Annotated in this window: 11 protein-coding genes; 1 reads left to right on the plus strand and 10 read right to left on the minus strand. The window is 73.1% G+C overall.

Annotated elements, in window-relative coordinates:
• Positions 1–2 precede the first annotated feature (2 nt).
• The 6 genes from ACZ6R6_RS03605 to ACZ6R6_RS03630 form a co-directional block, all read right to left on the minus strand.
• A complete protein-coding gene (locus ACZ6R6_RS03605; protein ID WP_470089879.1) occupies positions 3–2,597 on the minus strand; it encodes a bifunctional FO biosynthesis protein CofGH in 2,595 nt (864 codons plus the stop codon).
• A 368-nt stretch (positions 2,598–2,965) separates the two neighbouring features.
• Positions 2,966–3,835 carry a DNA-3-methyladenine glycosylase family protein gene (locus ACZ6R6_RS03610; RefSeq protein WP_470089881.1) on the minus strand — a complete coding sequence of 290 codons (870 nt, stop codon included), beginning with the start codon at positions 3,833–3,835 and terminating at the stop codon, positions 2,966–2,968.
• 76 nt (positions 3,836–3,911) lie between these two features.
• Positions 3,912–5,006, minus strand: a complete 1,095-nt coding sequence (manB, locus tag ACZ6R6_RS03615) for a mannose-1-phosphate guanylyltransferase (protein ID WP_470089882.1) — start codon at positions 5,004–5,006, stop codon at positions 3,912–3,914.
• A gap of 17 nt (positions 5,007–5,023) precedes the next feature.
• Positions 5,024–6,145, minus strand: a complete 1,122-nt coding sequence (locus ACZ6R6_RS03620) for a glycosyltransferase family 4 protein (RefSeq protein WP_470089884.1) — start codon at positions 6,143–6,145, stop codon at positions 5,024–5,026.
• A gap of 91 nt (positions 6,146–6,236) precedes the next feature.
• The gene (locus ACZ6R6_RS03625) at positions 6,237–7,163 is read right to left on the minus strand and encodes a lysylphosphatidylglycerol synthase transmembrane domain-containing protein (RefSeq protein WP_470089885.1); all 927 of its coding nucleotides are present in this window, start codon (positions 7,161–7,163) and stop codon (positions 6,237–6,239) included.
• Positions 7,160–7,999: a class I SAM-dependent methyltransferase gene (locus ACZ6R6_RS03630; RefSeq protein ID WP_470089887.1), complete on the minus strand. Its 840-nt coding sequence runs from the start codon at positions 7,997–7,999 to the stop codon at positions 7,160–7,162. The genes ACZ6R6_RS03625 and ACZ6R6_RS03630 overlap by 4 nt, the downstream gene beginning before the upstream one ends.
• A 114-nt stretch (positions 8,000–8,113) precedes the next feature.
• Between ACZ6R6_RS03630 and ACZ6R6_RS03635 the strand changes: the two genes are divergently transcribed.
• Positions 8,114–9,079 carry a lysylphosphatidylglycerol synthase transmembrane domain-containing protein gene (locus ACZ6R6_RS03635; protein ID WP_470089888.1) on the plus strand — a complete coding sequence of 322 codons (966 nt, stop codon included), beginning with the start codon at positions 8,114–8,116 and terminating at the stop codon, positions 9,077–9,079.
• Here the strand turns inward: ACZ6R6_RS03635 and ACZ6R6_RS03640 are convergent.
• The 4 genes from ACZ6R6_RS03640 to ACZ6R6_RS03655 form a co-directional block, all read right to left on the minus strand.
• Positions 9,034–10,107, minus strand: a complete 1,074-nt coding sequence (locus tag ACZ6R6_RS03640) for a glycosyltransferase family 4 protein (protein ID WP_470089890.1) — start codon at positions 10,105–10,107, stop codon at positions 9,034–9,036. The two genes, ACZ6R6_RS03635 and ACZ6R6_RS03640, sit on opposite strands and share 46 nt — an antisense overlap.
• Positions 10,108–11,037: a glycosyltransferase family 2 protein gene (locus ACZ6R6_RS03645; RefSeq protein WP_470089892.1), complete on the minus strand. Its 930-nt coding sequence runs from the start codon at positions 11,035–11,037 to the stop codon at positions 10,108–10,110.
• A gap of 172 nt (positions 11,038–11,209) precedes the next feature.
• On the minus strand, positions 11,210–11,413 hold the full coding sequence (locus ACZ6R6_RS03650) for a type II toxin-antitoxin system Phd/YefM family antitoxin (protein ID WP_306859104.1): 204 nt from the start codon (positions 11,411–11,413) through the stop codon (positions 11,210–11,212).
• 175 nt (positions 11,414–11,588) lie between these two features.
• Positions 11,589–13,712 (minus strand): hypothetical protein, encoded by a 2,124-nt coding sequence (locus ACZ6R6_RS03655; RefSeq protein ID WP_470089894.1) that lies wholly within the window; start codon positions 13,710–13,712, stop codon positions 11,589–11,591.
• Positions 13,713–13,760: the final 48 nt, after the last annotated feature.

The raw sequence follows: 13,760 nt of genomic DNA on the forward strand, positions 1-13,760 counted from the left end.
TGTTATCGACGCCCCAGCGGGACGAAGTTACGCACACTTTGACAAACTCCGTCGCTCGCCGCCGCCGCGGCCAGCCGCTCCTCCCCCGGCACGCCGTAGGAGGTGGTCCGCTGCCGGAGCGGCCGGCCGGTCGGGGCGACCATGGCCGCGATGTCGCTGATCGTCTTGAAGGAGCCGTTCTCCGACCCCGCCATCCGGCTGATCGTCTCCTCCATCAGCGTGCCGCCGAGGTCGTTGACCCCGCCCTGCAGCACCTGGCGGCACAGGTCGTCCTGGAGCTTGACCCAGGAGCACTGGATGTTGCCGATCGCGCCGTGCAGCAGGACGCGGGCCAGCGCGTGCACGGCCCGGTTCTCCCGCGCCGTCGGCCCGGGCCGGGCGATCCCGGCCAGGTAGATGGGCGCGCTGTGGTGGACGAACGGCAGCAGCACGAACTCGGAGAACCCGCCGGTCTCCTCCTGGATGCGGCGGATCAGCCGGATGTGCTGGACCCAGTGGGCGTGGGTGTCCACGTGGCCGTACATCATCGTGGAGGTCGTCGGGATGCCGACCCGGTGCGCAGTGGAGATGACCTCCACCCACTCCTTGGTGGGCAGCTTGCCCTTGGTGAGCACCCAGCGCACGTCGTCGTCGAGGATCTCGGCCGCGGTGCCGGGGAGCGAGTCGACGCCCGCCTCCCTGGCCGCGATCAGCCACTCCTCGATGGACAGGTTGGTACGGCTGGCGCCGTTGATGACCTCCATCGGGGAGAAGGCGTGGACGTGCATCTCCGGCACCCGGGCCTTGACCGCCCTGGCGATGTCGAAGTAGGCGCTGCCGGGCATGTCCGGATGGATGCCGCCCTGCATGCACACCTCGGTCGCCCCCGCCTGCCACCCCTCCCAGGCCCGGTCGGCGACCTGCTCCAGGCTCAGGGTGTAGGCGTCGGCGTCGGTACGGCGCTGCGCGAAGGCGCAGAAGCGGCAGCCGGTGTAGCAGACGTTGGTGAAGTTGATGTTGCGGTTCACCACGTAGGTCACCTCGTCGCCGGCCGCCTCCCTGCGGAGGTCGTCGGCGATCCGGCACAGCTCCTCCAGCGCCGCGTCGTCGGCGCCCGCGCCGCCGGGGTCGCCGGCGACGTCGAGGAGGGCCAGCGCCTGCGCGTCGGTCAGGCGGGCCGGGTCGGCGGCGGCCTGCCGCAGCGCCTGGCGGACCTCTCCGAGCCGCACCGCGGGCGCGGCGGGCGCGGGGAGCCGCTCCCTGAGGGCGTCCCAGTCACCGTAGACGTGGTCGAAGTCGGCGCGGCGGTCGCCGGTGCGGCCCTCGGTGTCGACGGCCGTGTGCAGGTCGGTCCGGCCCAGGGAGACGAATCCGCCGTCCGGCTCCTGCCAGGGACGGCCGGTGACGACGGCGTCCTCACGGGCCAGGCCCGTCTCCGGATCGGCCAGGGCTGCCACGTGGGCCTGGAGCCGGGGATCGAGCCAGGGCTCGCCGGCCAGCACGTACTCGGGGTAGATCGTCAGCCGCTCCCGCAGGGCGAACCCGGTGGCGGCCGTGCGGGCGGCCAGGTCGTCGATCTGGGGCCAGGGGCGCTCGGGGTTGACGTGGTCGGGCGTCAGCGGGGAGATCCCGCCCCAGTCGTCGATGCCGGCCCTGATCATCAGGGCGTACTCGGAGTCGACCAGGTTCGGCGGGGCCTGCACCCTCATCCGGGGCCCCAGCACCAGCCGGGTCACCGCGATGGTCGCGGCCAGCTCCTGCAGGTCGGCGTCCGGCATGCCGCGCATCGCGGTGTCCGGCTTGGCGCGGAAGTTCTGGACGATGATCTCCTGGAGCCCGCCGTACTCGCGTGCCACCCTGCGCAGCGCGAACAGCGACTCGGCCCGCTCCTCCACCGTCTCGCCGATGCCGATGAGGATGCCGCTGGTGAAGGGCACGTTCGTCCGCCCCGCGTCCTCCAGGACGCGCAGCCGTACCGCGGGGTCCTTGTCCGGCGAGCCGTAGTGCGGCTGCCCCTTCTCCTCGAACAGCCGCCGCGAGGTCGTCTCCAGCATCATGCCCATCGACGGCGCGACCGGCTTGAGACGCTGCAGGTCCTGCCAGGTCATGACCCCGGGGTTCAGGTGCGGCAGCAGCCCGGTCTCCTCCAGCACCCGGATGGCCATCGCGCGGACGTAGGACAGCGTGTCGTCGTAGCCGTGCGCGTGCAGCCACTCACGGGCCTGGGGCCAGCGCTCCTCCGGCCGGTCGCCCAGGGTGAACAGCGCCTCCTTGCACCCCATCGCCGCCCCCTGCCGGGCGATCTCCAGCACCTCGTCGGGGCTGAGATACATGCTCTCCAGCTTGTGCGGAGCGGTGGCGAAGGTGCAGTAGCCGCACCGGTCACGGCAGAGCCGGGTGAGCGGGATGAAGACCTTGCGGCTGTATGTGATGATCCCTTGCCGCCCGACGGCCTCCAGCCCCGCGTCCCTTACCCGTCCGGCGTGTTCGAGCAGGGTGTCGAGGTGGGCGTCTCTGGCGTGCAGCAGGACGGTCGCTTCGGTGAGGTCGAGAGCTTTTCCGTCGCGGGCGCGGGCCAGGGCCCTGCGCATCGCGGTATCGGTGGGGTTCACGCTCATGCCCGCACATTACGGCGCACCGGCGGGGAAACCGGAGGCCGGGTACCACTACGCGGTCTCTTCAGTTCTCCTAAAGCGTGCAGTCAAGCAACTCTCGATAGACGTAAATGCTTGTAGCTACATATATTGGAGGCATCCAACCAGGACATCCCCCAGAGCCCCCAAGGAGCCGAAAATGATCTGGTTTCTCCTCGTCCTCGCCGCGATCGCCGTCCTCGCCCCGCTGGTCGGAGCCGACACTCGCGACAGCCGCGACTGGCGGACCGCGACCCGCCCCTCGTGACCGGCCCGGTCCAGAAGAAGCGGTGGTCACGCACCGGCACCGGCCCGATCCAGGAGCGGCGCTCACGCACCGAGACCGGCCCGGTTCAGAAGGAGCGGTAGTCGCGCACCGGCATCCGCGGTCCCCGGGCGGGCGGCCGCTCACCGCCCAGCCCCAGCAGCCGGCCGACCCGGTGCCGGTGCCCCCGGTAGGGCGCGAGCAGCCGCAGCATCTCCGCGTCGTCGGCCTTCTCGCCGGTCAGCGACCAGCCGACCAGCGAGGGCAGGTGATAGTCGCCCACCGAGACCGCGTCCGCGTCACCGTGCGATCGCTGCCGCACCTCGGCGGAGGTCCACACCCCCACCCCGGGCAGCGCCCGCAGCAGCCGGTCCGCCTCGGCACTGCCCTCGGCCGCCTCCAGCTTGTCCGCGTGCCACACGGCGTTGACGATGGTCCGCGCCCGTACGGCCTCCGCCCCCGCCCGGTGCCAGTCCCACGACGGGATCGACCGCCACACCTCGGGCTCGGGGAAGACCCTCATCCCCTCCGGGGCGGGCCCCGGCGCGGGCTCGCCGTAGCGGCCCAGCAGCCACCGCCACGCCCGCCACGCCTCGGTGGAGACGACCTTCTGTTCGAGCACGGCGGGCACGAGAGCCTCCAGCACCCGGAAGGTCCGGCCGATCCGGAGCCCTTCGTGGCGCCTGGCCGCGTCGCGGACCACGGCGTGTCCGGGGACGAACCCCGAGAGGTCGTCGCCGGCGCCGAGCATCGCGGGCAGCCTCTCCAGCAGCCAGCCGGCCCCCGGGCCCCAGGCGGCGCCGTCGACCTGCCCGTGCCGGGCGAGCACCCGTAACGTCCCGGGACCGTCCGGTGTCCGCGAGGTCCGCCAGATCGCCCCGTCGGGCGTCTTCCGCCAGGCGGGATCGCCCGTCCCGCGCCGGTGCGGGGCAAGGGTCAGCTCAAGGTCGAGCGGCATCTCCGAACGCCATCGCCGCTCCCTCACGATATCCCGCGCAGCCCTGTCATCGCGCCGTGCACACCCGCGATCGGGCTCAGACGTCGCTGGAGAAGCGGACGGCGCACTCGGGGAGCACGACACCGGGCCAGATGCGGCTGCCCGCCATGAGCTCGTTGCCGGGCCCCACGATCGCGCCGTCGCCGATGACGACGTCGCGCAGGACCGCCCCGGAGGCGACGCGGGCGCCGATGCCGACCACCGAGTCGACCACGGTCGCCCCCGAGTGGATCACGCAGCCGTCGCCGAGCACGCTGCCGGAGACCTGCGCGCCGGACTCCACGACCGCGCGGGCGCCGGCCACCGAACCACCGTCGATCTTGGCCTCGGCCGAGATCCGGGCCCCGGGCAGCGCGAGGAACTCGCCGGTGGGGCCGGGCAGGGCGGGCGAGACGAGGCGGCCGAGCACCAGGTCGCGGGAGCCCTTGATGAAGGCCGCGGGCGTGCCCACGTCGAGCCAGTAGGAGGCGTCGGCGTATCCCAGCACCAGGGCGCCGGAGTCGATCAGGCCGGGGAAGGTCTCGCGCTCGACCGAGACGACCTGCCCGGCCGGGATCGAGTCGATCACCGAGCGGGTGAAGACGTAGCAGCCGGCGTTGATCCGGTTGGTGACCGGGTTGGGGGTCTTCTCCAGGAAGGCGGTTACCCGCCCCTCCGCGTCGGTCGGCACGCAGCCGAAGCGCGTGGGATCGTCGACCTCGGTCAGGTGCAGGGTGAGGGCGGCCTGCCGGTCGACGTGCCGGGCGACCTGGTCTCCGATGTCGTGGCCGGACAGGATGTCGCCGTTGAGCACCAGCACCGGCGCGTCGGGGCCGCAGGTCAGCGCCTCGGCGGCGTTGCGGATGGCGCCGCCGGTGCCGAGCGGGGTCTCCTCGGTCATGTATTCGAGCGAGAGCCCGAACGCCGAGCCGTCACCGAACGCCTCGGAGAACATCTCCGCCCGGTAGGAGGTGGCGAACACGATGCGCCGCACGCCGAACGCGCGGGCCCGGGCGAGCTGGTGGGCGAGGAAGGGAACCCCAGCGGTGGGCAGCAGCGGCTTGGGCGTGCCGAGCGTCAGCGGACGCAGACGCGTCCCCTGTCCTCCGACAAGGAGAATCGCCTCGAGCTCCGGCAAAGGGGTCTCCGTCATCCCGCGAGGTTAGCTCACTATTCGACAGCACGTTGATACGAGAGCAGATGGGCCTCGGCCGAGGCCTCCCAGGTGAACTCCCTGGAGCGGGCGAGTCCCGCCGCGGACAGGGCCTCGCGGCGCTCCGGCGAGGCCAGCAGCGCGCGCAGCGCCTCGGCGATGCTGACGTCGTCGGGCTCGGTGTAGGCGACCGCGTCCCCGCCCACCTCGGGCAGCGAGGTGCGGTGCGTGGTGAGCACCGGCGCGCCGCAGGCCATCGCCTCCAGCACCGGGAGCCCGAAACCCTCGCCACGCGAGGGGAAGGCCGCCACGAGCGCGCCGCCGAGGAACCCCGCCAGGTCGGTGAAGGCCAGATAGCCCGGGCGCAGCACCCTCACCCGGGAGGGGACCTCCTCGACCGCGGCGTCCACGTCGGCGTCGCGCAGGCCCCCGGCCAGCACCAGGGCAGGGGGGTCGGGGAGGTGCTCGACGGCCCGGACGAAGCCGCGGATCAGGTTGGGGACGTTCTTGCGCGGGTCCAGCGGGCCGAGGAAGGCGACGTAGGGGGTGCCGTGCAGGCCGAGCCGGTCGGCGGCGTGCCTGACCTCCCGCTCGGAGGGCCGGTGGAACAGCGCCGGGTCCACGCCGTGGTAGGCGACGTCGATCCGGGTGGGGTCGGCGGCGAGCACCCGGATCAGCTCATCCCTGGTCGCCTTGGAGGGCACGACCACCCGGGAGGCGTGCCGGACGGCCGTGCGGGTCGCCGAGCGGAAGAAGGACGCCTTGACCGCGCCGTGCTGCGCGGGCTCGGTGAACCAGGTGACGTCGTGCACGGTCACCACGGTGGGCAGGCCCGAGCGCAGCGGCATCGAGTAATAGGGGGCGTGGATCACCTGGGCGCCGGCCTGCTGGGCCAGGACCGGGAGCCCGGTCTGCTCCCAGGCGAGCCGGGCCGCCCGGTTGGTGATGCCGAGGGGGCCGGACAGGATCCGGGCGGAGGGCGCGAGCGCGGCGTAACGGCCGGCCTCGGCCCGCTGACAGACGACCGCCAGGTCGGCGCCGGCCCTGTCCAGCGCGGCGACGAGGCCGTCGACATATCTGATCAACGCACCGCGATCGGCCGGAACGGCGGCCGCGTCGACGAGCACTCGGGGCGTCAAGAAGGATCGCTCCCCTCAAGATCCACGCGGGACGGTCGTCCCTCTTCTCCCGTTCACTCTATTGCCACCGCCTCCGAAATCGTGGGGTAAATCACACGGCTTTTCCGGGGTCGGGGTCCCGCCGGGGATCGGCGGCGCGGCGCGCCGACAGACCCGCGGCGCCGGCGCAGACGAGGTCGCCGGCGATGATGACGATCCTGGAGCAGAGCGCCACGGCGATCGCCGATCCCTGGTTCAGGACGGGCGCCAGCACGGCGACCATGGCCACCTCCCGCACCCCGGCCCCGGCGGGGACCACGAACGTCATGATCCCCAGGCACCAGGACAGCGCGAACGCCCCGATGGAGAACACCGCCACCGAGACGCCCGAGGGTCCGAAGTCGTGGACGACCGCCGCCAGGTGCAGGCCGTAGGCGGTCCAGCCGAGCAGCGCCCAGCCCAGCGCGGTGAGCATGCCCCGGCGGGAGAGCGGGCGCTCCAGCGGCTCGCGCTTCAGCTTCCGCAGCCCGAACCCGAGGACCGCGTTGATCACCCGCGGCTCGAACACCACCGCGAGCACCGGGATCAGCAGGAACGCCCAGGCGTACGGCGCGGCCGACCCCGGCAGGGCGGCCGGCAGCGTCACCCCCGAGATCACCAGCCCGCTGCCGAGCTGCACCGGCATCGTCAGGAAGAAGGCCGCCGCGCTCCGCGACCTGGGCACCCCCAGCTCGCGGCCCATCTCCATCTGGGCGAGCATCGGCCAGATGGAGCCGGGGATGTATTTCCCCAGCTGACCGACGAAGAAGACCTTCGCCGCCGGGCGGAACGGCAACGGCGAGCCGAGGTCGGCCAGCAGCGCCCGCCACGTCATCATCCCGCCGCACAGCGCCGCGACCACGGCGACCAGCGACAGCGCGAGCGCCTGCCAGGACAGCCGGGCGAACCCGGCCAGGATCTCCTCCCACTGCCTGGCCACCACCCACGTGCCGAACCCCAGCGCCACGAGCAGGAAGGCGGCGCGGACCAGGCGTTTCAAAGGGGGCGGACCGGGTCGGGCGGCTGGGGCAGGGACGCCCCGGCCGGGCGGCGGGCGCTCTTGGTGGCCACCCACAGGTAGGTCGGCACGACCGGCAGCAGCCCCCGCAGGACGGAGCGGGGCAGCCGGGCCAGCACGCCCCCGGCCACGCGGCCGACCACGCCGGGGAACAGCTCGGAGCCGGCGAAGGCCGCCGGGGTGGCCAGCACCGGGAAGGTGTAGTCCCACACCCGCAGGCCGCGCACCATTTTCCGCAGGCCGCGGCGGGTGCGGTAGCGCTCGTAGTAGCTGTCGGCCCGGCCGGACAGCCGGACGTAGCGGTCGGCCAGCGCGGGCGGCAGGTAGGACAGGAACGGCAGCTTGTAGTGCGGCTCCATCACCCCGAGCCGGTTGCCCAGCCCCAGGTAGAGCACGCCGTCGTCGGCGAGCACCCGGCGCATCTCGGCCATGATCGCGTCGGGGTCCACCACGTGCTCGTAGATGTGGTTGAAGACCAGCACGTCGATGGAGCCGTCGGGGAAGGGCAGCGCGGTGCCGTCGGCGCAGACGAACTCGACCCGCTCGCCGAAGCGCTCGGCCGCCTTGCGCAGGCCGGGCACGTCGATGTCGACGCCGAAGGTGCGGCCCGCGCCCGCGCCGGCGAGCTCGTCGGCGATGAACCCCGCCGAGCAGCCGATGTCGGCGACCGTCAGGCCGTGCAGGACGTCCTTGTCACGGCCGAGGAAGTGGCCGAGCACCGCCACGATCTTCGCCGCCTTGCGGCGGCGCTTCTCCTCGTCCAGCATCGCCGCCTGGAACTCGGAGTACGCCAGCTGTGCCTGCCGTTTCCCGCTCATCGCCCGCCCACCGCTCCTCGCTCCATCACGCGGCCCAGCTCCGCCACGCCGCCCAAGAGTACCGGCGGGCCGGGACCCTACCGCCGGGTAAGGTCCACGGCATACCCTTGGCGGGTGCTCAGCCGACTGCGGTCAAGCCGCCTCCTCCGGGTCCTGCTCGCCCTGGTCGCGCTGGCCTTCGTCGGCTACGGCCTGTCCCGCAACTGGCAGGGCACGCTCGAAGCGCTCGCCCGGCTGTCCTGGTGGTCGGTGGCCGGGTCCTGCGCGGCGGTGATGGCCGGAGCGGGATGCATGCTCCTGGCCTGGCGCAGCGTGGTCGCCGGGCTGGGCTCCGCGCTGTCGCCGCGCGTGGCCGCGCGCGTGCTGTTCGTCGGCCAGCTCGGCAAATACGTCCCGGGATCGGTCTGGGCCTACGCCGCGATGATGGAGCTGGGCCGCGACCACGGCTGCCCGCCCCGGCGCACCTTCAGCGCCACCTCCCTGGCCCTGGTGATCTCCCTGGGCTGCGCGGTCGGCCTGGCCGCCGCCACACTTCCGTTCACCGCCCGCTCGGTGGCCGAGCGGGCGTGGTACCTCGCCCTGGTCATCCCGGTGATCGTCCTGTGCCTGCACCCGAGGGTCCTCACCTGGGGCCTGAACCTGGCGCTGCGGATCGCCCGCAAGGACCCCGTCGAGCGGGTGCTGCCCGGCCGCGCCCTGCTGGCCGCCGTCGCCTGGACCGTCCTGGGCTGGCTGGTCTACGGCCTGCACACCTGGCTCATCCTCGGCGACCTGACCGGCGACTTCTCGCTCTATCCGCTCGGCGCCGGGGCCTACGCCTTCGCCTGGGCGACCGGCCTGCTGATCGCGGTCGTCCCGGCCGGGGTGGGCGTGCGCGAGGCCGCGATGGTCGCGGTCATCGCGCCGGCGATCGACACGCACGGCGCCACCGCGGCCGTGGTCACCGCCGGGGTCGTCGCCCTGATCTCCCGGCTGGCCTTCACCTTCACCGACGTGGCCTGGGCCGGGATCGGCTGGCTGCTCGGCCGCGGCGCTCAGGCCCCCGCCGAGACCAGGGCGTCCACATACGTCGCCCAGTAGGGCTCGGGGTCGACGGCCTTGACCCCGGCGCGCAGCCGTTCGGGCTCGCCCGGCCGGTAGAAGGCGGTCAGCGCCGCGCGGAGCGCCTCCACCGAGCCGGGCTCGACGAGCAGCCCGTCGACGCCGTCGGTGACGTGGTCACCGAGCGTCCCCACCCGGGTGGCGATCACCGGCACCCCGTGCTCGTGCCCGAACCACACCTGCTGGCTGGCCGTCCCGCTCCGGTAGGGCAGGACGAGCGCGTCGACGTCGGCGAACAGCCCCGGCACGTCCCCGTCGGCCACGTAACCCGGCCGCAGCTCCACCCTGGCGGTCAGGCCGAGCTCGGTGACCAGCGCCTCCGTCTGCTCCAGGCAGCCCCAGAACTCCCCCGCGACCCGGAGCGAGACGCCCTCGGGCAGCGCGCGGATCAGCAGGTCGAGCCCCTTGTACGGGCGGACCAGGCCGAAGAACAGCAGCCTGTTGGTCACGCCCTCGACATGGGGGTGCTCCTGGAGCCCGGCCGGCAGGTGCGGCGCCATCTCGGCCACCGTCACCGGGGCGGGGCCGAGCTCGCGGGCCGGCACGGCCTGCTGCTCGGAGTGGACGAGCACCCCGTCCACCCGGCGCAGCAGCGCCCTCATCAGCGGGACGTCGTAGGGCTTGCGCTCGTGGGGCAGGACGTTGTGGCAGAGCGCGACGGTCCGGGTCCGGCGGCCCAGGCCGTACAGGATGCCCAGGTAGGGCGGGACCTGCACGGGGCTGAGCACGGCGAGGATCACCAGGTCGGCCTCCGCCAGCCGGCGTCCGCAGCGGACCCAGCCGTCCGGGCGGCGCCAGTCGAGGTCACGGCGGACGTCGGGGTAGGGCGCGCCCGCGGGGGTGTCCACGGTCTGCTGCCCCGGATAGAGGAAGGAGGGGTACTGCGCCTTCCACGACTCGATCACCACCTCGTGCCCGGCGGCCCGCAGGCGGTGCGCCAGCTCGGTGGTGTGCGCGGCCCCGCCGCCCTTGTAGGGGTGGGTCGGCCCGACGATCGCGATCCGCATCTACTCGCTCCTGGAGCGCACGATGAGGTCGGCCAGCAGCGCCAGCGAGCCGATGAGCAGCCCGGACAGGAAGATCACGATGGTGTTGCTGGTCAGGTAGAAGCCGTAGCGGATCATGTCGACGACGCCCTTGACCAGGCCGATGCCGACCAGCCAGAGCGCGGGCGGCATGAGCACCTTGAGCGGGTTGAAGTACATGACCATCCGCAGCACCTGCAGGATGTAGCGGTAGGCGTCGGAGACGAAGCTGAACTTCGACTTACCTGCCCGCTTGCTGTATTCGATCGGCAGGTAGTAGACGTCGTGCTGGTTGGACAGGAACGACAGCGTGATCGTGGTGACGCAGGAGAATCCGGGCGGCAGCAGCCGTAGATACGGGCGGGCGACCGACTTGCGGAAGGCCCGCAGCCCGCTGTTGAGGTCGGGGATCTTCTGGCCCGCCAGCCGCTCGGCCACCTTGCGGATGAACCACTTCGCCGGCACCCGCAGGAACTTGTGCGAGCCCTCCTCGGTGGTCCGCGCGCCCACGACCTGGTCGATCGTGTGGTCCTTGTCCAGGATCTCGACGAGCTCGGGGATGCGCTCGTTGGGGTAGGTCATGTCGGCGTCGGTCCACACGACGATCTCGCCGCGCGCCTCCTGGCTGCCGATCCGGCGTACCGTGCCCGACCCGCCGTTGCGGTGGAAGGCCCGGATCCGCATGTTGGGGAAACGCGGCGCGGCCTCCTGCAGCCTGGCCAGCGTCCGGTCGCTGGAGCAGTCGTCCACGGCCACGAGCTCGTAGGTGTAACCGCTGCGGTCCATGGCCCCGCAGATGCGCTCGACCTCGTCGATGACATGGTCCTGCTCGTTGTAACAGGGCAGAACGATCGTGACGTACGGCGTTGCGTCCACAGCTGGTCCACTCTCGGAGGTCTCGGGCGTGCTCACGTCGGGCGAGGATACTCTGCCCCGCTGGGAGCCGGACGCACATCACCCCGTTCGGACGGTCACGCTCGCCCGTCCGGACGGCCGCGCGCCCCGGCGCGTCGCCCCGTCCGGACGGCCGCGCGGCACGTCGGGCGCACCCGGCCGGTCCGTCGCGCCCCTCAGCGGGGGAGGCTCACACGGGATCCTCGCCCGTCGCGTGCCCCCCGGCGGGCACGGCCGGCTCCGGCTGCCGGAACGGCACGACCATGGCGACGGGCTCACCGTTCTGGGTGACGGTCAGCGTCTCTCCCGCCTTGACCCGCGCGAGAACCTGGCTGGTCTTATGGGCGAGGTCACGGACGGCTACCGTGGGCTTGCTGTGCAACTGCTGACTCATGTGGCAATCATGCCCTCCACGTGGCCCGCACCGGGGGGAAAGCGGCCAGGAAGCAGGCGTTCGTCATGGCTCGGTGGCCGACTCCGCGCACTCCCACCCCCACATAGCCGGGCATTCCCCACCAAGCCAGACCGGCCCCCTCCACGCCGGCCCGGCGACCACGGGGACGACCGGCCTAGGCGACGGCCATCCAGACGTCCATGGACAGCGACCAGGTGCCGTCCGGGGGGCCGGTCAGCGATCTCTCGTCCTGGCGGACGGCGAGCTTCAGCACCTGGACCGCCTCGCCGTACGGGAGGAGCTGGTCCCGCTTGGCGGCGAGCAGGACGGGGACGCGGCCGGCGGCGCGGACGCGGCCGACCAGGCGCTCGACGTCGGACCTGACGGGGATGTCGGCGCCCACCCGGAAGGCGACCCGGGCGGTGGGCACGCCGCAGGTGCCCCGGACGACCTGGGTGAGGCGGTCGCCGGTGACCCGCTCCACGATCAGCACCGAGGCCCGTTCCGGCAGGGCCGCGCACATCGCCTCGACCGCCGCGCGCTCGCCGCGCTCGACGGGGGTGAAGGCCGTCCCGATGGAGGTGATCGCCGGGGGGACGAGCAGGAGCACCGCGCCGCCGACGGCCAGGCCCCGCTGTACGGCCTGGCCGTATCCCATCCTGCGGGCCTTGTCCCGCACCCAGCGCAGCCCCCAGACGGCCAGCAGGACGAGGCCGGGGATGACGACGGGGACCAGCCGCCGGGCGGCCCACGGGTGGTCGGGGGTGATGCCCGGCCGGTAGAGCGTGGTGACCGTGGTCCAGCCGACCACGGCCAGCGGCAGCAGCCAGCCGAACCCCCGCCCCCTGGCCATCCGGCGCGTGAGCACCGCCCCGGCCAGCGTCGCCAGCACCACCACGGGCACCCCGACGTACCAGATCACCCAGTACAGCGACTCCTCGTAGTAGAGCCGGGCGCCGTCGGCCGGCAGCCCGTTGGCCAGCTGGGTCCGCTCGATGAACTCGTAGTTCAGCCGGTCCTCCCGCGTGGCCGGCCACCGGATCACGGTCTGCAGCCACGGCCGGGCCGCGAAGGCCGTCATGACCAGCGCCACCAGGGCGCCGGCGAACTCGGGCAGCCGGCGGATCCCCGCCGCCCGGCGCAGGAGGGCCGCCAGCCGCGGCGCCAGCAGCGCGACGACCAGGGTGAGGACCAGCACCGCTCCGCAGATGCCCAGCAGCGGCTCGAAGGAGCCGGACAGGTAGTCCAGGTAGGGCTTGGACAGGATGTATCCGGCCGCGACCCCCGTCCCGGCCCCGGCCGCCAGCCCGAACAGCAGCGGCACGCCGAGCCGCCCCTCGTCGCGGACGCCCGCCCGCCGCAGGGCGATCAGCAGCCCGGCGTAGGCGAGCACGGGCAGCACGTCGCGCAATCCGTCGATCCTGACCAGGACGGCCAGCCCGAAGACCAGGCCGGCCAGCTCCGCCCCGATCACGGCGCCGTCGGACTGGGCCCGGCGGATCCGCCCCGGCTGCTCGCCGGAGGGCAGGGACGGCAGGTAGCCCAGACCCGTGATGCCGGAGCGGAGCCTGACCTGGGCGTCGTGCAGCAGGGCGAGGCCGCCGAAGAGCAGGATCAGGGAGGGGATCTCGCTGAAGGTGGTGCGCGAGGTGTAGAGGATCGGCAGGCTGACCGCGAACACCAGCGCGGCCAGCGGGGCCCAGCGGGCGCCGACCAGCCGGGCGACGACTCCCGCCAGCACGAGCACCGCCAGCGCGCCCAGCAGCGGCGCCGTCAGCAGGAGCCCGGGCAGGCCGCCCAGCCAGTGGCCCAGCGCGTCGATCAGCGGCGCCCCCGGCATGAACTGCGGCACGACCGCGCCGCCGGAGGGGTAGAAGCCCGGGCTGTCGAAGCGGAGCGCCTGGTCCGCCCCGCCGAAGGCCGCCTGCTGGTGGGGGATGGGCAGCGAGCCGTGGCCGGCCAGCCAGACGGCGTACTGGGCGTAGGTGGCGGGGTCGCGGCGGACGATGAGCTGCTCGCTGTGGAGCAGCCCGTTGAAGACCCCCGAGGCCAGGGCCACGGCGATGACCCCGGCCGTCTGCCAGGCGGTCGCCTCGACGGTCTCGGGCAGGCGGCGCAGGCCGTAGCGGCACAGCAGCGCGGCGATCACCAGGCCCAGCGGCAGGGCGGCGAGCGGCCGGAACCAGCCGAACAGCAGCAGCGACAGCCCGGCCAGCAGCCAGCCGGCCAGCACGAGCGCGGGCGCGGCCGAGACCACGGCGAGCACCCTGCCCGCCGAGGGCCTGCGCGTGCGATCCAACCAGGTGATCCTCATAGCTGGTCCCGAGCGTAGTGGCAGCCTCCGGCT

The sequence above is a fragment of the Streptosporangium sp. NPDC048886 genome, from assembly GCF_055586905.1.

Excerpts from the sequence above, each read along its gene's own strand:
- ACZ6R6_RS03610 (WP_470089881.1), bottom strand. The coding sequence starts at position 3,835 with ATGCCGCTCGACCTTGAGCTGACCCTTGCCCCGCACCGGCGCGGGACG.
- ACZ6R6_RS03605 (WP_470089879.1), bottom strand. The coding sequence starts at position 2,597 with ATGAGCGTGAACCCCACCGATACCGCGATGCGCAGGGCCCTGGCCCGC.
- ACZ6R6_RS03640 (WP_470089890.1), bottom strand. The coding sequence starts at position 10,107 with ATGCGGATCGCGATCGTCGGGCCGACCCACCCCTACAAGGGCGGCGGG.
- manB (WP_470089882.1), bottom strand. The coding sequence starts at position 5,006 with ATGACGGAGACCCCTTTGCCGGAGCTCGAGGCGATTCTCCTTGTCGGA.
- ACZ6R6_RS03650 (WP_306859104.1), bottom strand. The coding sequence starts at position 11,413 with ATGAGTCAGCAGTTGCACAGCAAGCCCACGGTAGCCGTCCGTGACCTC.
- ACZ6R6_RS03630 (WP_470089887.1), bottom strand. The coding sequence starts at position 7,999 with ATGAGCGGGAAACGGCAGGCACAGCTGGCGTACTCCGAGTTCCAGGCG.